The sequence below is a fragment of the Mucilaginibacter ginkgonis genome (assembly GCF_009754905.2).
In the GTDB taxonomy this organism is placed as follows: domain Bacteria; phylum Bacteroidota; class Bacteroidia; order Sphingobacteriales; family Sphingobacteriaceae; genus Mucilaginibacter; species Mucilaginibacter ginkgonis.
The window spans coordinates 3,116,299-3,136,609 of the sequence record NZ_CP066775.1 but is presented as its reverse complement, the minus strand read 5'-3'; the positions used below and the strand labels follow the sequence as shown (position 1 = coordinate 3,136,609).

General features: G+C 41.4%; 17 protein-coding genes and 1 tRNA gene. 13 read left to right on the top strand and 5 right to left on the bottom strand.

Features of this window, described 5'->3' with window-relative positions; genetic code table 11:
* Positions 1-273 precede the first annotated feature (273 nt).
* Positions 274-1,083 carry an SDR family oxidoreductase gene (locus tag GO620_RS14555; protein ID WP_157524493.1) on the top strand — a complete coding sequence of 270 codons (810 nt, stop codon included), beginning with the start codon at positions 274-276 and terminating at the stop codon, positions 1,081-1,083.
* A 91-nt stretch (positions 1,084-1,174) separates the two neighbouring features.
* Positions 1,175-2,500: an MFS transporter gene (locus tag GO620_RS14550; protein WP_157524492.1), complete on the top strand. Its 1,326-nt coding sequence runs from the start codon at positions 1,175-1,177 to the stop codon at positions 2,498-2,500.
* 116 nt (positions 2,501-2,616) lie between these two features.
* Here GO620_RS14550 and GO620_RS14545 read toward each other — a convergent pair whose 3' ends face one another.
* Entirely contained in the window at positions 2,617-3,060 is a 444-nt protein-coding gene (locus GO620_RS14545) for a hypothetical protein (protein WP_157524491.1), read from the bottom strand.
* A gap of 98 nt (positions 3,061-3,158) precedes the next feature.
* Here GO620_RS14545 and GO620_RS14540 point away from each other — a divergent pair, with 98 nt between their 5' ends.
* The 9 genes from GO620_RS14540 to GO620_RS14500 all read left to right on the top strand — a co-directional run bounded on the left by GO620_RS14540 (position 3,159) and on the right by GO620_RS14500 (position 14,542).
* Entirely contained in the window at positions 3,159-6,485 is a 3,327-nt protein-coding gene (locus tag GO620_RS14540; protein ID WP_157524490.1) for a DUF4175 family protein, read from the top strand.
* Position 6,486: 1 nt separating this feature from the next.
* On the top strand, positions 6,487-6,909 hold the full coding sequence (locus GO620_RS14535; protein ID WP_157524489.1) for an ATP-binding protein: 423 nt from the start codon (positions 6,487-6,489) through the stop codon (positions 6,907-6,909).
* Positions 6,909-7,343 carry an rRNA maturation RNase YbeY gene (gene ybeY, locus GO620_RS14530; protein ID WP_157524488.1) on the top strand — a complete coding sequence of 145 codons (435 nt, stop codon included), beginning with the start codon at positions 6,909-6,911 and terminating at the stop codon, positions 7,341-7,343. The genes GO620_RS14535 and ybeY overlap by 1 nt, the downstream gene beginning before the upstream one ends.
* A 65-nt stretch (positions 7,344-7,408) precedes the next feature.
* Positions 7,409-7,924, top strand: coding sequence for a glutathione peroxidase (locus tag GO620_RS14525; protein WP_157524487.1), 516 nt, complete (start codon positions 7,409-7,411; stop codon positions 7,922-7,924).
* A gap of 192 nt (positions 7,925-8,116) precedes the next feature.
* Positions 8,117-8,770 (top strand): NAD-dependent epimerase/dehydratase family protein, encoded by a 654-nt coding sequence (locus GO620_RS14520; protein WP_157524486.1) that lies wholly within the window; start codon positions 8,117-8,119, stop codon positions 8,768-8,770.
* Positions 8,767-10,632 carry an ABC-F family ATP-binding cassette domain-containing protein gene (locus tag GO620_RS14515; protein WP_200230238.1) on the top strand — a complete coding sequence of 622 codons (1,866 nt, stop codon included), beginning with the start codon at positions 8,767-8,769 and terminating at the stop codon, positions 10,630-10,632. Before GO620_RS14520 ends, GO620_RS14515 begins: the two co-directional genes overlap by 4 nt.
* Positions 10,633-10,887 carry a CBU_0592 family membrane protein gene (locus GO620_RS14510; protein WP_157524485.1) on the top strand — a complete coding sequence of 85 codons (255 nt, stop codon included), beginning with the start codon at positions 10,633-10,635 and terminating at the stop codon, positions 10,885-10,887.
* Positions 10,888-10,923: 36 nt separating this feature from the next.
* Positions 10,924-12,786, top strand: coding sequence for a tRNA uridine-5-carboxymethylaminomethyl(34) synthesis enzyme MnmG (mnmG, locus tag GO620_RS14505; RefSeq protein ID WP_157524484.1), 1,863 nt, complete (start codon positions 10,924-10,926; stop codon positions 12,784-12,786).
* A gap of 265 nt (positions 12,787-13,051) precedes the next feature.
* Entirely contained in the window at positions 13,052-14,542 is a 1,491-nt protein-coding gene (locus GO620_RS14500; protein ID WP_244139417.1) for an Ig-like domain-containing protein, read from the top strand.
* Here the strand turns inward: GO620_RS14500 and GO620_RS14495 are convergent.
* Complete coding sequence (locus GO620_RS14495) at positions 14,529-15,044, bottom strand: gamma carbonic anhydrase family protein (RefSeq protein WP_157524482.1); 516 nt, start codon at positions 15,042-15,044, stop codon at positions 14,529-14,531. The two genes, GO620_RS14500 and GO620_RS14495, sit on opposite strands and share 14 nt — an antisense overlap.
* 89 nt (positions 15,045-15,133) lie before the next feature.
* Between GO620_RS14495 and GO620_RS14490 the strand changes: the two genes are divergently transcribed.
* Positions 15,134-15,206, top strand: a tRNA-Gly gene (locus GO620_RS14490).
* A 5-nt stretch (positions 15,207-15,211) separates the two neighbouring features.
* Here GO620_RS14490 and nadB read toward each other — a convergent pair.
* Positions 15,212-16,804: an L-aspartate oxidase gene (gene nadB, locus GO620_RS14485; RefSeq protein ID WP_157524481.1), complete on the bottom strand. Its 1,593-nt coding sequence runs from the start codon at positions 16,802-16,804 to the stop codon at positions 15,212-15,214.
* Positions 16,805-17,214: 410 nt separating this feature from the next.
* Here nadB and nadA point away from each other — a divergent pair, with 410 nt between their 5' ends.
* Entirely contained in the window at positions 17,215-18,207 is a 993-nt protein-coding gene (nadA, locus tag GO620_RS14480; protein ID WP_157524480.1) for a quinolinate synthase NadA, read from the top strand.
* Positions 18,208-18,221: 14 nt separating this feature from the next.
* On the opposite strand, the gene GO620_RS14475 is transcribed toward nadA, so the two are convergent.
* A complete protein-coding gene (locus GO620_RS14475; RefSeq protein WP_157524479.1) occupies positions 18,222-18,794 on the bottom strand; it encodes a hypothetical protein in 573 nt (190 codons plus the stop codon).
* An 89-nt stretch (positions 18,795-18,883) separates the two neighbouring features.
* Entirely contained in the window at positions 18,884-20,311 is a 1,428-nt protein-coding gene (locus GO620_RS14470) for a DNA/RNA non-specific endonuclease (protein ID WP_157524478.1), read from the bottom strand.

Genomic DNA, 20,311 nt, shown 5'->3' with positions numbered 1-20,311 from the left:
GATAAATATAAGTGATTTTATGAATTATCGGCTTTGATTGCTAAACCTAAAAGTTGTATAAAAATTAAAGCCCCCTCACACTCGCTGTTTGGGGGCTTTACCTAAACCTTATCACAATGTTAAATCCTAATGTATTTAACGGTGGCTAATATAGATTTTATTTTATGAAGTTTACATGAGCGCGCAATTATTTGATTTTTTGCTGCCATAGACTATACGCTAATTTTTGCATCTTTACGATAATTCTAATCAATTAACACCTCAAACCCCAAAATGAAAAAAGTAATCCTGGTAACCGGTGCGTCATCGGGCCTTGGGCTGGCAACGGCAAATGCGCTTGCAGAAAAAGGCCACACTGTTTACGGCACATCGCGCAATATCGAAAAAATTAAAGCTGTATCGTTCAAACCAATTGCGCTTGATGTTACCGATGATGCTTCTGTTAATGATGCAATTACTCAAATCATAAAGGCGGAAGGCAGGATTGATGTCTTAGTGAACAATGCCGGTAATGGCATAACCGGCCCGCTTTATGCAATGCCGGTCGACTTTGCGAAGAAGCAATTCGAGGTTAACTTTTTTGGCGTGGTACGAGTGTGCAGCGCGGTTTTGCCACACATGATAGAGCAAGCCAAAGGTCTGGTAATCAACATTGGTTCATTAGCCGGTTTGTTTGGGCTGCCATACCAGGGGCTGTATAGCGCATCTAAATTTGCAATAGAGGGATACTCTGAAAGTTTACGCATGGAGTTGCAGAACACCGGGGTAAAGGTTAGTGTACTTAATCCCGGCGACTTTAAAACTGATTTTACCGGCAACCGCGAAAAGGTTCCGTTTACGTTGAAGAACGAAAAATTGGAAGGCGAATTCAACGCTGCCGTTGCTGCCATGGAAAAAGATGAAAGCATTGGTGCCGATCCTAAAAAACTGGCAGCGCAAATTGTTAAGATAGTTGATAAGAGCAGCCCTGCCCACAGCTATTTGGTAGGCGCTATAGGGCAGACCATTGTGCCGACTTTAAAGAAAGTATTACCGGGTGGCATTTTTGTAAAGTTGATGAACGACCATTACGGAATTAAATAGAATATCGAATGTCCCATTTCGAATTTCGAACTAATTTTAGAGCGATACACCTTTTTCATTCGGTGTTCTCTATTCGATATTCATTATTCAAATGAGCGTGGTTCCCGAAAAAAACAACAAGCGCACCATCTGGGCCTGGGCCATGTTCGATTGGGCTAACCAAGCCTATAACATGGTGATCACATCGACCATTTTTCCTGCTTACTATGTCGGCATTACTGCTAATAAACATGGCGACACGGTCTCATTTTTCGGGCATAGTTATGTAAACACGGTATTGTCTAACTATATCTTGGCGCTATCATACCTGATCATTGTGGTGCTGTTGCCCATACTTACATCTATAGCAGATTATAAGGGTCACAAAAAAGGTTATCTGCAAGCATTTACGTGGTTAGGTGCACTGGCCTGCGCGGGCCTGTATTTTTTCACAATGGACAACTTCGAGTTCGGGATGATCTGCTTCGGCCTGGCTTCGGTAGGTTATTGCGGAGGCTTTGTTTTTTATAACTCATACCTTCCTCAAATCGCCACAACAGACAAGCAGGACAGCGTTAGCGCAAAGGGTTTTATTTATGGTTTTGCCGGAAGCATTGTGGTACAGATCATTTGCCTGGCCGTTGTAGAATTGCACGACAAGTTTGGTATAACAGAAGACCATGCGGCACGCGTTTCATTTCTAATCGTTGGCATATGGTGGATAGGTTTCTCTTTTATCGCCTTTTATCTATTGCCAAAAGGAACGCCAAATGCCGGTTCGCATCAATACAATGTATTTACAGGTGGGTTTAAAGAGTTAGCCAAGGTTTGGGAGAAGATAAAGCAACTACCATTATTAAAACGCTTTTTGCCGGCTTTCTTTTTTTACTCAGTTGGGGTACAAACCATTATGCTGGTAGCCGCGAACTTCGCCGCAAAAGAGCTTCACCTGCCTGACGAAAACTTGATCGCCATTATTCTCATCATCCAGGTAGTGGCCATTATTGGTGCCGCTGCAACCGCAAAGCTTTCCGCGAAATATGGAAACGTAAAAGCACTTACAGGCATTGTTGCGTTTTGGACGCTGATCTGTCTGGGTGTTTACTTTATCGCTAATGCTAATCAGTTTTACGTAGCGGCGGTGTTGGTAGGTATTGTGATGGGCGGTGTACAATCGCTGTCAAGGTCTACATATTCTAAATTTATTCCCCCTAATATTCCCGATACTGCATCTTACTTCAGTTTTTATGATGTTACAGAAAAGCTGTCAATAGTTGTCGGGCTATTTACGTTTGGCTTTGTAGAAGCGGTCACTCATGAAATGCGCGACTCCGCATTGGTATTGGATGGGTTCTTTATCATCGGCTTGCTGCTGTTAATGAGTCTTATCGCAGCGCAGAAAAGGGTTAAGGTGCAAGGGGTGGAAGCTGTTTCGTAAAATCACTGCGGCATGTTTCTTAGTCTCCTCTTTCGGCGGTCAAAAAAAGTAACGATTCAGCGGTGAATAGCATCTAAGAAATCTCGCCCTTTGAGATGCCGAATGTGCTGGCTCTTCTACAACATTCTTTTGCACTTTGCGATAAACCCGGTAACATCATAGATCAACAAATCACCGGAGTTTTCTATTAGATACACATCTTTCGAATTTTCAATGCTGATGTATTTGTTCTTTTCTTTACGCACTTCCATTGCAGACGGACCAATTTCGGGGTTGTCGTTAACACTAAGTTTTTTTTCTTTGAATGTAATTACCTGGATGTAGGTTTTTGGCCCTTTGGTTACTATCTGGTAAGCCACCTGATCGCCATTATCAGTTTTAATGTCTTCATCCAGCCACATGCCCACCAGGTGCGAAGTGTCAGCTTTAGTCACCATGGCAGTATCTTGTTTGGGTTTGTCAGTGGCTGTGGTCTTAGGTTGAGAACAAGAAACCCAGATGCAGGCGAAAAATACAGTGGTAGCAGCAATAATAGACGGGATTGGTTTATGCTTTTTCAAATTTTTGTATTTTGGAACGGGTGTAAATATAGCCTTACTATTTTACTCCTGACAATTACACGTGTATAGTTGGCGTTATCTTATCGCAACGTTTTTAAATGCAGCAAAGCAATTACCGGTTATTAATAGAAAAAATAGATGCCTTTATACGCAGGTACTATTTAAATAAGTTGCTGCGCGGACTTATCATTTGGGCTGCTGTCTTATTTTCTGGATATTTTATTGCAGCCTTAAGCGAATACTTTGGTCACTTTAACTCCGTTACACGCACCGTAATTTTTTACTTTTTTATTCTGATAAACGTTCTCATCGTAGTCGCGTTGGTTATGCCGCCCCTGTTGTTATGGCAAAAGTTGGGAAGGACCATAGGTCATGAACAAGCGGCAGAAATAATAGGGCGGCATTTCGCAGAAATAAAAGATAAGCTTCTTAATACACTACAATTAAATACCCTTGCAGGGCATGACGAGCATCACAAACATTTAATAGAGGCAAGTATCAATCAAAAAATTGACACTTTGCGCCCCGTGAGGTTTCCGTCGGCGGTAAACCTTCGGGCTAATCGAAAGTATTTAAAATGGGTTTTCATTCCGGTTTCTATAGTGGTCATTGTCGCTATTGCCGCTCCAACAATTCTGTCAGAAAGCACTAAACGCCTTGTAAAACATGACCAATATTTTGCGCCGCCTTTGCCCTTTAATTTCAATATCGAGAATAAATCTTTGGCCGTTACACAAGGAAACGATCTTGATCTGAATGTTAGGTTAACAGGTAATGAGTTCCCGTCTGATATTTATATTGAAAGTGATGGCCACGTTTTCAAAACAGAAAAGATTTCAATTAGCCGGTTTAAATATCATTTTAGTAACCTGCAGCAAACAACAAGCTTTAAACTTAGTGGTGGAGGTTATACATCGTTGAAATATAACATCCGCGTAACCGCCCGTCCATCACTATTGCGGCTGGATGCCCATTTAGCGTACCCTGCTTACTTGCATAAAAAAAATGAAACCTTAGCAAACGCCGGCGAGCTGACTGTCCCTGCCGGGACAACCGTTAGTTGGCGCATTGTAACTCAAAACGCTGATGCCGTGTTGTTTACGCTAAACAACGAACAGAAAAAATTAATTACATCCGATAAAGGAACGTTCATTTACTCTGCCAGGATGCTTAAGCCTTCTGCATATGTAATCGCGCCAATTAATGGTTCTGCGATTTCGGATTCGTCTGCTTACCACATTAATATAATAGCCGATGAAGCTCCTGCAATTGCTGTAGAAGAAAAACAAGATTCGGTAAGCATTAAGTCGCTTTACTTTACAGGCAAGATCCAGGATGATCATGGATTTAGCTCTCTCAAATTTCATTACAAAGTACAAACACAAGATGGCCGACAGTCTAGTTTTTCCCAACTAGTTAAAGCGGATTTAAGCGGCACATCATCATCATTTTTTTATTATTGGAATATCGCTGCGATCAAAGCTGCCCCGGGTGATCGCGTGAGTTATTTTTTTGAAGTGACCGACAACGACGGTGTGTCGGGGCCAAAGGCAACGCGCACACCAGAGCGGGAATTGTCTATTCCGTCGGAAAAACAGTTAGCGGCTCAGTTGAATGCCGGCTCGCAGCAGGTGAAACAAAAAATGGCGTCCGCGGCAAAAATGGCATCCCAGATAGAACGCGAATCTCAACGCCTTAATCAGATTTTACTGAACAAGCGCGATCTGACATTTGATGAAAAGAAACAGGTGCAGGACCTGATGGATAAAAAAAAGGAGTTAGACGCCTTAGTCAAAGAAGCCCAGGCAGAGAATAAAAAGAATGTTTATAACCGCCAGCAAAACCAACAACAAACTGAGCAGGTAACCAAAATGCAAAATGAGTTGGATAAGCTGATGGATAATCTGCTTGATGAGAAAACGCAGCAAATGCTCCAACGGCTGCAAGAGATGCTTCAGCAGGAACAGAAAGAAAGTACCCGGCGAGAATTGACCAAAATGCAAAGCGACAACAAATCGCTGAAAAAAGAACTGGACCGCATGTTGGAACTATACAAGAAGCTTGAGTTTGAACAAAGATTAAATGAGCAGGTGTCCCGGTTAAATGAGCTTTCGCAACAACAGCAAAAGCTTGCAGAGCAAACCGCTGATCAAAAGGTCGAAAGTAAAACCATGCAGCAAAAGCAGGAACAGCTTAAAAAGGATTTTGAAGGCGTAAAGAAATCACTGGACGACCTACAAAAATCTACAGCAGATGATCAGCAAAATAAATTTGATAGCCCAAAAGCGGATGAGCAGAAAATAGACCAGCAAATGGATGACGCCGGGATCCAGATCAGCAAGAACAACAGCAAAAAAGCTTCAGAGTCGCAAAAGCAAGCCGCGCAATCTTTAGAACAACTTGGCCGGAAACTGCAAAAAGACAATGAGGAAAAAGAGGGTGAAGAACTTAACATCGATGCCCGTCAGCTTCGTGGATTACTGAAAGACTTGGTAAACAGCTCTTTCGCACAAGAAAAATTAATGCAGACATTTAAAAGCACAAACGCATCTAACCCCGACTACGTAAATCTTACACAACACCAAAAGAACATAAAAGACAACCTCAAAACAACCGAAGACAGTTTATATGCGTTAAGTAAAAGGGTGCCGCAAATACAATCGACCGTAAATACAGAGATCACATCAGTAAATGACCGAATTACAAAGGCATTAGAAAAGCTGGGCGACAGGCGCACGCCCGAAGCGGTGAGCGACCAACAGTATGCGATGACCGCTATGAACAATTTGGCACTGATGTTGGATGAGGTGTTAGACCAGCTGCAAAACAGTATGAAAAATGCAAAAAGTGGCAAGGGTAAGTCAAAACAAAGTATGCAGCAATTAAGCCAAATGCAGCAAAAACTTAATAACAACATGCAGCAAATGCGCGAACAAATGCAATGGCAGGCGCTGCAAGGCCAGGGACAAAACCAGGCGAAAGGCCAGCATCAAAGCCAAAGCGAACAGTTTGCGCGTATGGCACGCGAGCAGCAGGCTATAAGGCAGGCGCTGCAGCAATACAATCGCGATGCGTTGAAAGATGGCAAGGGTAACCCGGGCGATTTGGATAAAATTGCCAAGCAGATGGAACAAACAGAGACGGATCTCGTAAACAGACGTATAACAGATGATGCAATTAAGCGCCAGGAACAAATAAAAAGTCGTTTATTAGAGGCAGAAAAGGCAGAACAGGAACGCGAGCAAGATAAACAGCGCTTAAGTAAGGCGGGCAAAAATATTCCGCCGGGCTATATAAAAGCACTTCAACAGTATGAAGAGAAACGTACCAAACAAACAGAACTGATTAGAAGCGTTTCGCCTGAGCTTAATTTTTATTACAAGCAAAAGGCTAAGAAATACTTTGAGCAAATAAATGGTAAATAGTATGCAAGAGGTTAATGTACAAGGAGCTAAGCTTTATACTTTGCAGCTCCCGTCTGTGACAGAGAGTATTACCGAACTTGAAAACCTGGTTGAAAAACTTGCCGACCAATTACAGGTTGGTGATGATACCTTCGCCAATATGATGACTTGCCTTAATGAAGCGGTTATGAACGCAATTATACATGGCAATGATTTCGATCCAAATAAGAAGGTATTCGTTAATGTTGAGATAGATGGCCGCACCCTCATCTGGACCGTAAGCGACGAAGGCGATGGCTTTGATTACAGCCATTTACCAGACCCTACAGATACATCAAATATTGAGAAGCTAACCGGTCGTGGGGTGTTCATTATCAAGCATTTAGCAGATCAATGCATTTTTAATACAAAGGGCAATGAAGTAGAACTTCACTTTAAGATCTAATGCCAGCCATTAACTTTTTTGAAGAGGATGTTTCGATAAACCTAAAGGGTAAGCTTAAGCTGAAAAGCTGGATCAAGTCGACTGTCGAAGCGGAGGGTTACAAATTAGCTGAGCTTAATTACATTTTCTGTTCTGACGATTACCTGATACAGATAAACCGCCAATATTTAAATCACGATACTTACACAGATATCGTTACGTTTGACAACTCTGAAAAAGAGGGACACATCACCGGTGACATCTTTATTTCCATTGAGCGGATAACGGAGAATGCCGGAAAGTTTGAAGTATCTTTTATAGACGAACTCTGCCGCGTAATTATTCATGGAGCCTTGCACTTATGCGGTTACAAAGACAAGAAACCCGCTGATAAAAAACTAATGACGCAAAAAGAAGACTTTTATTTGGCAAAGTATAAAGAATTGTCCGCCTGATTTTTACGTACATTTACGGGCCATTCAAATTGGCTCATTCCGATAATTATCAGATCAAATAAAACATGAAAACTTTAGCACTATTATTCGCCCTGCTTTTCGTATCAGCTCCATCATCAATTTTTGATTTTAAAAATCTGCACAACATTGATGGCGGAAAACTTTCTTTATCCAAATATAAAGGCAAGAAGATCCTTATCGTTAACACTGCATCCAAGTGTGGGTTTACTAAACAGTATAAAGATTTGCAGTCGCTCGCAGAGCAGTACAAAGACAAAGTAACTGTCATTGGCTTTCCTGCAAATAATTTTGGCGGCCAGGAGCCCGGTACCAATCAGGATATTAAAACGTTTTGTCACGACAATTTTAATGTTAGCTTCCCTATGAGCGGAAAAGTAAGTGTTTTGGGTTTGGATATAGATCCTCTATTTCAATATTTAACTACTGCTCCAAACCCTGATTTTACAGGTGATATTAAATGGAATTTTGAGAAATTCCTGATCGATGAAAATGGCAAATTAATTCACCGCTACAGATCACAAGTGACACCACTTGATCCGAAGATCACCAGCGCATTGTAATACGCAATTTTTAAGAGGGCCTCGCATTTTTGCGGGGCTTTTTTATTTCGTGGGCCCTTTTAATCAGTATCGTTTTATCAATCAGAGATTTGCAATTCTTAAAAACCACGCAATGTCCATTAATAATTGCATCTGTTTTAGAACCAATGCCTTACAGCCTCATGCTAAGTTTTCATACCTTTGCAAACTATCATGAGAAGGGCAATAATTGCAGGGGCGACAGGATTAGTGGGCAGTAATTTATTACAGCTGTTATTGCATTCTATTCAATATCAAGAGGTTATAGCGGTTACTCGTAAAGAAATTGCTGTGCAACACCCCAAGCTTATCCAATTGATCATCGATTTCGATAAGCTACATGAGCACGCTGCGGCTATAAATGGAGACGTTTTGTTCTCCTGCCTGGGCACCACAAAAACCCAGGCTCCAGACCCCGAGCAATATCGAAAGATCGAATTCAAGTACACAACCTTGCTGGCAGATATAGCTAAAAATAACGGCGCTCAGCAGCTGCATTACATCTCATCGATTGGCGCTGACATCAGTTCATCAAACTTCTATCTTAAGCTTAAGGGCGAGACGGAGTCTGCTTTAGCTCATTTAGGACTTAAGTCCACTCACATTTACCAGCCATCTGTGATAAAAGGCGGCCGCAAACAATCACGGCCGATGGAAATGTTTGTGATCGGCTTAATGAAAATGGTAGATCCCATACTTATTGGGAGTTTAAAGAAATACCGCAGTATAACTGCGCAAACTGTTGCACAGGCTATGTTTCAACAATCGCTTTCAACAGAAGCCGGCCTGTTTATCCATCCATCAGATCATATACAAAACTTAGCGTGAGCACATATTTATCAGGAGAAAATTTAGGTCACTCATTCCATGACAAATGGCTGTTCCGCAATGTTACTATAGGCATCAATAAAGGCCGCCGTGTTGCACTCGTTGGTGTTAACGGAGCGGGAAAGTCTACTTTGTTGAAAATATTGTCGGGTAAGCTCGTGCCAATAGAAGGCAAAGCAGTAAGAGCTAAAGATTTGAGGATAAGCTACTTAGATCAAGACCCTAAGTTTGATGGTAATGCGACTATTAGTGATTTTATTTTCAGTGCTGACAACGAACAACAGCAATTAATCCGTCAATACGAGGAACTGCTCGATAATGACCCTACAAATGAGGCAGCTATAAATAAGATCGCTGAAGAATTAAGTATGGCCGACGCCTGGAGTTATGAATATGAGATAAAACAAATTCTGGGCAGACTTGATATCCATCACCTACAGCAAAAGATCGGCACGTTGTCCGGCGGCCAGCGTAAGCGTTTAGCGCTTGCGGGCATGCTGATACAAGAGCCTGATGTATATGTGCTTGACGAGCCTACAAACCATTTGGATATAGATACGATTGAGTGGCTGGAAAAACTATTGACCGATGGTGGTAAAACCATCATTATGGTTACGCACGACCGGTATTTTCTTGACAACGTGTGTAACGAGATAATTGAGATAGACAATGTAAAGCTTTATACTTATCAGGGCAATTACCAGTACTATCTTGAAAAGAAAGCTGAACGGGACGCAACAGACGCAGCACAATATCAAAAGAACACGCAATTACTAAAAAAAGAACTCGAGTGGATGCGCAGGCAACCACAGGCACGCGGAACGAAGTCGAAGGCCCGTATAGACGCATTTTACGACCTTGAGGAAAAGACTAAACTTAGTCAAAAAGACAAAGTTCAGTTAAGTATTAAGACCGCCCGCCAGGGAAACAAAATTCTGGAGCTGGATCATATTGGTAAAAGCTTTGACGATCGTATAACTTTCACAGATTTTAGTTATGTCTTTAAAAAAGGGGATCGAATAGGCATTGCAGGAAAGAACGGCAGTGGTAAATCTACATTGTTAAATATAATTACAGGAAATCTGCAGCCAGATACTGGCGAAGTTGATAAAGGTGAGACAACAGTAATGGGCTATTTCAACCAGGCTGGGATTTCTTTTGCAGAAGACGAACGCGTAATAGACATTGTCAAGAACGTGGCTGAGTTTATCACTATGGCCGACGGCAAGATGATTACAGCGTCACAATTGCTAACCCAATTCTTATTTCCGCCTAATAAGCAATATGGTTTAGTGACTAATTTGAGCGGTGGCGAAAAGAAACGCCTGCAGTTGATGCGCATCTTAATGCAGAACCCGAACTTTTTGATACTGGATGAGCCGACTAACGATTTAGATATCGACACTTTAAATGTACTTGAGGAGTTTTTGATTAGCTATACCGGCGTTCTACTATTGGTATCGCACGACAGATATTTATTGGACAAATTGGTTGACCAACTATTTGTATTGCCGGGAACTGGCAGCGTAGATATCTATAATGGCAATTATTCTTCTTACCGCTTAGATATGGATTCAGAAGCAAAAGCTGATAAAAAGCCGATTGCCGCCGCACCAACTCCGGTTGCTATTAAACAGGACCAACATAAAATCAAACTTTCTTTTAAAGAGCAAAAAGAATTAGAAACTTTAGAAGCCGATATAGCATCGATCGAGAAAGAAATATCTAAACTTACGGAGATGTTAAATTCGGGTAGTTTAGATCACACCGAACTGTCGGAAACCGCTCAGCAAATACAAAACCTAACTAACAATATGGATGAAAAATCTATGCGCTGGTTAGAATTATCAGAAAGATCATAAATGAAATTATCAGACGTTTTAGCATCGGCAGGCGTTATCATATTATTGATAGCCTTTTTGTTGAATCTTTATAAAAAGCTTCCTGCGCAAAGCAAAGCATACACCCTAATGAACTTTATAGGCGCAATGCTTTGTTGTGTCTCATCTATCTTAATTAAGTTCTATCCATTCGTTGTATTGGAAGCTATCTGGGCAACCTTCGCTATACTGTCATTATTCGGTGTTCCACGTGGAACATCAAACGATAAAGATTAATTTTGTAATGTTCCACGTGGAACATTTAATAAAAGAATGTTTAAGAAATACGATGTTATAGTTGTTGGGGCCGGGCACGCCGGCTGTGAAGCCGCCGCTGCTGCAGCCAATATGGGCTCATCCGTGCTATTGGTCACCATGAATATGGGCACCATTGCACAAATGAGTTGCAACCCAGCAATGGGCGGCGTTGCTAAAGGCCAGATAGTGCGAGAAATCGACGCTTTAGGGGGTTACTCGGGCATTATTGCAGATAAGACAACTATACAATTCCGCATGCTTAACCTTTCAAAGGGGCCCGCAATGTGGAGCCCGCGGGCACAAAATGACCGCATGCGTTTTGCCGAAGAATGGCGTCTTGCTTTAGAAAATACACAAAACATTGATTTTTGGCAAGACATGGTAAGCGGGCTTATTGTTAAAGGCGGCAAGGTGAGCGGAGTAAAAACGTCTTTAGGCGCTGAAATAGAAAGCGACGCCGTGGTATTAACCAATGGTACTTTTCTAAACGGAATTATCCATATTGGTGAGAAACGTATGGGCGGTGGTCGCACAGGCGAAAAGGCTGCAACCGGCATTACTGAGCAGTTAGTTGAATTAGGCTTTGAGGCCGGCAGAATGAAGACCGGAACCCCACCGCGAATCGATGGTCGGACATTAAACTACAGTGTAATGGAAGAGCAATGGGGTGATGAAAACCCTGGTCGCTTCTCTTACACAGATGTAGAAATCCCTAAAGAAAAGCGTTGCTGCTGGATAACTTACACCAATCAGGAAGTTCATGACACCTTGAAAGAGGGTTTTGAAAAATCTCCAATGTTTACCGGGCGCATCAAAGGTTTGGGCCCACGTTATTGCCCATCTATCGAAGACAAGATCAATCGTTTTGCTGAACGCGACCGGCATCAGATTTTTGTTGAGCCCGAAGGATTCAACACAGTGGAGATCTATGTTAATGGATTTTCAACTTCTTTACCTGAAGATGTACAGTACCGCGCTCTCACTAAAATACCGGGTTTTGAAAACGCGAAAATGTTTAGGCCGGGTTATGCAATTGAATATGACTACTTCCCGCCTACTCAACTGAGCTTAACGCTTGAAACCAAATTAATCAGAAATCTCTTCTTCGCCGGCCAGATAAACGGTACTACAGGTTACGAAGAAGCCGCAGCGCAAGGTATGATTGCCGGCATGAATGCTCACCAAAATGTGCATGGCGGCGATGAAGTTATACTGCAGCGCAGCGAATCATATATTGGGGTACTTATAGATGACCTCGTTACTAAAGGTACAGAAGAGCCATACCGCATGTTTACGTCACGTGCAGAACACCGTTTGTTATTGCGACAAGACAATGCTGATATTCGCTTAAGTCCGCTTGGGCATAAACTAGGTCTGATCAGCGACAAGCGCCTCCAAAAAGTAAATGATAAAATTGCCGAATCCGACCATATAGTGGCTTATACTAAAGGCCGTTCAATTGAACCCTCGACTGTAAATAACTTGTTAGAGGAATTAGGCACTACCCCGCTCTCACAAAACGTTAAACTATTTAATGTGATGAGCCGCCCGCAGGTTGCTTTTACAGACTTGGTGAAAGCTGACACCCCGTTGGCGGATCTTCTTTCAAAGTACGATAAAGAAACTATAGAGCAGGCCGAAATAAAGATCAAATACGAAAGTTATTTTGAAAAGGAGATGGACATTGTGAACCGTATGCGCAAGATGGAAAATAATGACATCAACCCAAATTTTGATTATCAGCAGTTGCATTCGCTTTCAAAAGAAGCCCGGGAAAAATTAATGAAGATAAAGCCCCGTACATTAGGCCAAGCTTCCCGAATTTCTGGCGTATCACCATCAGATATTTCCGTTTTAATGGTTCATCTGTCTAAATAGTATATAAATAGCTGTAAATCAATAAATTATAAAATACTGTTTAAGAGGCATTATTTTTTATTTTTGATAACCCAATACTAAAAAAGAGTAAACCGCGCTATAAAGCCTAAAAATGCCCTTAAATAAACTTCGCTCATTATTGCCGACTTTTTCATGCTTGTTAATGGCATGTATTGGGCTATTTAGCTGTGCGAGTATCCAAAAACCTCAAGGCGGCCCCCGAGACCGTACTCCGCCGAAATTGTTGAAGGCAACTCCTGCTGACATGACACGTCACTTCAACGCAAAAAACATTACGATAGAGTTTGACGAATATTTTAAATTGTCAAATCAGTATTCAGAAATTGTAATGAGCCCCGCGATGGAGAAATCGCCTGAGTACAAGATCAGTGGAAAAAAGTTGGTGATTAATTTACGCGACACGCTACAGCCGAATACTACTTACACATTAAATTTTGGGAAGGCAATCGCCGACGTAAATGAAAGCAACGTTTTGAAAAACTTCACTTATGTATTTTCAACCGGTGAGCACATCGATTCACTTTCTGTTGCGGGTAATGTTACGAATGTAGAAACCGGCGAAAAGGAAAAAGAAGCAACCGTAATGCTTTTTCCCCTAAATCAAGATAGTGTTATGTTTGGCAAAAAGAAGCCGAGTATTTTTGCAACTACTGATAGCTCAGGTAATTTCTCGATCAACAATTTGCACGATGGTTATTATCGCATTTACGCGCTCAAAGAAGCCAGCCCAAATAAGATATATGATAATGACCAGGAACTTATAGGCTTTTTGAAAAACCCTATACACCTTACCAAAGATACATCCGGGATCGTGTTGAAATTATTTAAACAGCAGCCCGAAAAATTTCGAGTGGTTGACAGGAACTTTGACGGAGATGGTAAGCTTGCCTTTACGTTCAATAAGCCGTTGACAAATCCCTCGGTTAAAGTTGTTTACCCCCCTGGTGTGGATGAGTCAAAATATGTAGAGTTCAGCAAGACAAAAGATTCAGCAAGGGTTTATTTACGGAATATGGACTTCGACTCGTTGCGTGTAGCTTTCTTTGATAATGGCAAAGCACTAGACACAATTACGAAGAAGAAAGGCCGCAAAGAAACGTTTACACGTATAATAACATTTAGATATAACCTGGATAACGACGGCAGGCTTAAACCGGGTAGCGACTTACAGATCAATTCGATTTTGCCTTTAGAAAGTTTTGATCAGGGGCAATTTTCACTAACTGAAGATTCTGTACCGGTTAACTTTACCCTTCAAAAAGACGCTAACAATCTTAAGCTTCTCAACCTGAAATATCGGTTTAGAGAAAAATCCGATTATCAGCTAACTATAAATGAAGATGCCGTAACAGACATTTATGGCGACAAGAACAAAAAAACTTTTAAACGTTTTACGGTTAACAAGACAGAAAATTACGGGACATTAACGATCAAATTAAATGTACCCGATACTACAAGGGCCTACGTTGCCCAGGTATTGAACAGCCAAAAACAGGTTTTAAGAACTGTCAGTATGACTAAAAATACAGCTGTGGTTTTAAAGGATTTTCTGACTGGAAAATATCGCGTACGCATTATCTATGATGATAACCGTAACGACATATGGGACAGCGGATCTGTGAAAGGAGGCCGCCAACCGGAGAAAATATGGATCTATGAAAAAGAAATAAATTTACGTGCTAACTGGGAAACAGAAGAGTCTATCGATGTTCCGCGCGAATCTAACCTTCCATAAACCAGCCGGAATACATCACGTAGTTATCCGGTAGTTTGTCTAATAGAGCCCTTTGCTCATCAGTAAGAGGCTTTATTTTTTTTGCAGGTGTGCCGGCGTAAAGATAGCCGCTCTCGCAAACAGTATTTTCTAACACCACAGACCCCGCCCCTATTATCACATACTCTTCTACCACTGCATGATCCATTATAATGGCACCCATACCAACTAATGTATGATCTTTCAGCGTGCAGCCATGAACGATAGCGTTGTGGCCAATAGAAACATGATTACCAATCTCAGTAGCCGCTTTTAAATAAGTAGCGTGTATTACCGCTCCATCCTGGATATTGGTATTGTTTCCAACTTTAATATAATTGACATCTCCGCGCACAACAGCATTAAACCAAACGGAACAGTTGTTGCCCATAGTTACATCTCCAACTATAGTGCAATTATCAGCAATAAAGCAATCGTTTCCCCAACCAGGGTTTTTATTTTTTACAGGCAAGATCAATGGCATACTATCGGGTGAACGGTAAAAAGTGTAAAGGTAAACGGTTGCAGCTCTATTGAATTAATAAATTTATATTTACCTTAAATCATCAATAAGCGGAAATAGCTCAGTTGGTAGAGCATCAGTTTCCCAAACTGAAGGCCGCGGGTTCGAATCCCGTTTTCCGCTCTCATCTAAAAGACCGTATCCTCCAATACGGCAGCATGTTCAGGATAATCTGTGGTAAAATGCAAGCCCCGGCTTTCTTTGCGCATCATCGCAGACTTTACCACAATATAAGAAACCTGTATCAAGTTGCGCAACTCGCAAAGTTTAACGGATAGCTTGGTCTTTTTGTAAAATGATTCTGTTTCTTCATGTAATAAACCTAGTCGGCGCATAGCACGGTCGAGGCGGAAGTCTGAGCGTACAATACCCACATAGTCGTTCATCAACTTCTGCATCTCGCGCACATTGTGGGTAACCAAAATATCCTCGTTTGATAATTGTACACCATTCTCATTCCAGTCGGGGATATTAGCCGGTACACTATACTCTTCAAACTGTACTACGGCGTCTTCATAAATACGATGCGCAAATACCAAAGCTTCTAATAACGAATTGGATGCTAATCGGTTAGCACCATGCAAACCGGTGGAAGAACACTCTCCACAGGCGTATAACCGGTTAATAGACGACCGTCCCCAATGGTCTACCATAACCCCGCCGCACATATAATGGCACGCCGGGGATACAGGGATCATGTCTTTAGTCATGTCTATACCTATATCTAAACACTTAGCATAAATGTTAGGGAAATGCGCTAAGATGTCTTTTTTGTTCCGATGACGGATATCCAGGTAAACGTAATCTTCGCCCGACTTTTTGATCTCGTTATCAATCGCCCGTGCAACAATATCCCGTGGCGCTAAAGACCCGCGCGGATCATATTCCTGCATAAACTCGGTACCGTCCAATCTTTTTAATACTCCGCCAAAACCACGTACAGCTTCGGAGATAAGGAATGATGGATATTCGCCCGGGTTATACAATGCTGTTGGATGAAATTGGATAAATTCCATGTTCCGTACTTTACCCTTTGCCCGGTAAACCATCGCCACACCATCACCTGTAGCAATTGTCGGGTTAGTTGTAGTAGCATAGATATGTCCCGCACCGCCCGATGCCATTACTGTAATTCTCGATAAGATCTTATCCACATTACCATTTAAATGATTTAGCACATAAATACCGTAGCATTTAATATCGTCACTGTGCTTGGTAACCAGTTCACCTAAATGGTGCTGTGTAATCAATTCCACCGCAAAATAATGGCTGATTATTTCTATGTTAGGATGCTTATGTATCTCTTCGAGCAGTGCACGCTCGATCTCAAATCCTGTTATATCCTTATAATGTAATACTCTAAATTCTGAATGGCCACCTTCTTTCGCCAAGTCATATATACCATCATTAGTCTTATCGAAATTGGTACCGTAGTCAATAATTTCGCGTATACGTGCAGGGCCTTCTTTTACAACAGCCTCAACAACCTGGCGGTCACAAAGCCCGTCGCCAGCAATTAGCGTATCTTCTATATGCTTTTCAAAAGAATCGTCTTTTTTATCCACAACCACGGCAACACCCCCCTGGGCATATTTAGTGTTGCTTTCATCTTCGCTGGCTTTTGTAACTATCAGTACTTCACCATGTTTAGCTGCTTTAAGTGCAAAACTTAAACCGGCTATTCCGGACCCTATCACCAGGAAATCCACAGATCTTGTCATATTATAAGTAGTGTATGTGTAAAAGTACGGCTCTTGTTTATAAGCAGCTTAAAAGATGTTAATTTTGTGGGCGTAATTATTTAACAAGTTTTTAAAGCGTGGATAACTGTTGATGCGGCATATCGTAGCCGTAATTTATGAGCAACTTTTAAGATGTTTTAAGTGCTCCGTTAACATTTATCAACTAAATAAATAATTAACAAAAAGGTTTTTAAAGTTTATTTGCTCTTTATAAAATGGTTTTAAAATGAGCAACTTAACAAAATAAAAATGGCGGTGTTGTGTGGATAACATGCTGAAAAATGAAACTTCAAAAAAAAGTTAGTCTCATCATTCAACATAACTAACACCTTAACAAACAATAGGATTTATATTAATATTAAACTATTGTTTTTATTAGAATGTGAGAAATGGATACCTTAGAAGAAATAAACGTTAAAGGTTTTGCCGACGAATACATCGACCCGACGCTTGATCTTTTCGACGAAATAAGCCGATTAAAAAAAGAAAAGAATGCAGTTATACTGGCACACTATTACCAGGAAGGAGATATACAAGATATTGCCGATTATATCGGTGATAGTTTGGGCTTGTCTCAGCAAGCTGCGAAAACGGATGCCGATATTATTGTATTTGCGGGGGTTCATTTCATGGCAGAAACTGCCAAAATATTATCACCTAAGAAAAAGGTTTTACTACCCGATATTAAAGCCGGCTGTTCTTTGGCAGACAGCTGCCCACCACACCTTTTCAGGAAATTTAAGGAAGCTTATCCCGACCACCTGGTAATTACCTATGTGAACTGTACTGCCGAATTGAAGGCGATGAGCGATATTGTTTGCACATCGAGCAACGCGGTAGGTATTGTTAACAGTTTGTCACCAGAACAAAAGATCATCTTTGGGCCCGACAGAAACCTTGGTCGCTATGTAGCAGAAAAAACGGGCCGTGATCTGGTATTATGGAATGGTGCTTGTATGGTGCATGAAATCTTTTCGCGCGAGAAGATCACCAGGTTAAAAGAGCGCTACCCTGAAGCAAAAATTTTGGCCCACCCTGAATGTGAACAAGCCGTTTTAGATTTGGCCGATTATATAGGCTCTACAACGGGTATTTTAAGGTATGCGACTTCTTCTCCCGACAAGCAGTTCATCGTAGCTACAGAGGCCGGAATATTGCACCAAATGGAAAAAGATAACCCGGATAAGGAGTTCATTCCCGCACCACCTAATAATAATTGCGCATGTAATGACTGCCCGCACATGAAACGTAACACTCTGGAGAAGCTTTACCTGTGCTTAAAAAATGAAATTCCTGAGATATTGGTCCCCGAAGATATTATTGCTCGGGCGGTGAAGCCCATTGAAAGGATGCTGGAGATTTCAGCGGAATTGGGGTTGTAGTGCTTAAGGCGAAATTAATAGTTATTGAAAGCATACTCTAACCATGAAACTTTTCCATGAGTTAGTTTAATGTTTAACGTCTCATATGGATTAACAGTTCCATCTTGATCTAAAAATCGAATGAAATAAGGATTGTTATGATTTTTGCGGTAACTTAATCCATAGGGAAATTTTTCTTGCAAATACTTGACTTCAGTTCCAATTGTTATTGGGCTTAACATTTGGTTACGGAATTTTAAAAGTAAAGCCCATGAATCATTTGTTATCACGAAGCTATCAAGGTTGCCATCTGTACCGAAATAAAGTTTACCTCCTTTGTAAGTAAATACTTTATAATCATCTACGCCACCGATTTCCAGGTGTATTATTAATGGATATCCTAGCAATTTTAAAACAGTTTTTTTATTCAATTTAGAGAAGTCAATTTTCCTTTCCTGTGAGGGTATATAAAGCGCCATTGATTGTATCGCTTCCCTTTGCTCAAGGCGATAAGCGCGCTGTTCTTTTAAAGTTGTCTGGGCAAATAATTTACCGTCGTAGCGAATCAACGCGGTCAAAAAAATCAAAATAAAGAAGCTTTTTTTCATCTTATCTAAAATAAAAAACACCGATGGTAATTACCATCGGTGTCAGAGTTACTATATAAAGTTATTCACATAATCGTGGTATTCTAAGATCATGATCCGGCGTCTTTTTTAACCTCGATAGCGTCTTGTACAGACTGTGGCAAGGCTGAAAGTATATTCAAACCTGTCGCAGTTTCAATGCTGCGTACGGTTACAATGTATTTGTTCCAGTCACTGTCAATAGTGTTGATGTTTGGTGTATTAACCGCTATCACACGAGTTGTAGTAGATACACGTAATAAGTCGCCGTTACCTTTCGGCAAAATAACCGCCACTTTCCAAACGTTACTTGGTACGGTTACGTGACCGTTATTGATGGTATTTGCACTACCTAAACTACCGGTCCCCCCTGTTCCATAGCTGCCCATAATGATATAAACTTCGTTGCCTGCAGTAACCTGGTCACGCAGATAATTCTCAAGGTTAGCCCAGGTTTGCTGATTGTTTTGCGGCGCTTGCGGAATCATATTCGTCATTAGGAATGTCGACGAATTCGCATTTACAGAACTGGTACGGTCTGCAGACGGGCAGTTGTGTCCACGGTCAAATCCCGAACCTGAATAGCTGTTACTTTGAACCACATAGTCATTAGCTGGCAAACCAGTAAATCCAGCAAAGTTATCAAGACGTGCAGTCGCGTTTGTGTTGTTGGTGTTATCCAAATGCCAGCTTACCCAGTTAGGTGTGCCGCGGGTCGCACTGTAAGACTCTACATAATATCCCTGGTCAAGCAGGTAATTGTCTAACATTGCTGTTGTTGTTGTAGCATTTGATGGGTTTCCGAATAGCAAATTGCTGTTATCGCCGGTTGCAGGCGGTGCATCGCTGCCTACAGTTACACCGCGAGGCGTTGTCGCCTTTGCAGTGCTTGCAGTATCTACCGGGGCAGTATCGGGCACAGTAAGAACAATTCCAGATGCACCACGGCCTTTAAAAGTGATGTCATCAAAATTCAAACGCGTTTGCGCTGTACCTACTTTTTGAAATTTAAAGCGGACAGGGCCATCAGACGCGATACTTACAGAGTCTGTTGCCAATGCGTTTACAGTTTCCAAGTAGTCAGCTCCAACCTGAACATATGTTTTTCCTTTATCGCGCGACATGTACAACTGCCATGACGATGATGCGTCATTACCATATTTACCATGTTTAAAAACGATCTTATCAAGGTTGGCGACATCAAAGTTCATCGAAAAGCTTCCGGCACGTAACCGTATGCTCCAGTTGCCATTTTTTGCATCGCCGGCAATGTTACCTATCAAGGCATCATTAAAGTTCCATGAGCCTGTTTTAAGTGTAAGGTCGGCAGTTGCATAAGCAGCTTTGGTGCCTTGTTCAAAATCTTCTGTAACAGAATACGCTGTTTGGGTTACGGTCAGCGAAGGGTCCGAGGGGTTAGTAAATAACGCCGTGTCTTTTTTACAACTCGTAAAAATAGTCGCGGCTGCAAGTGTAAGTAGTAGAAATCCTTTTTTCAT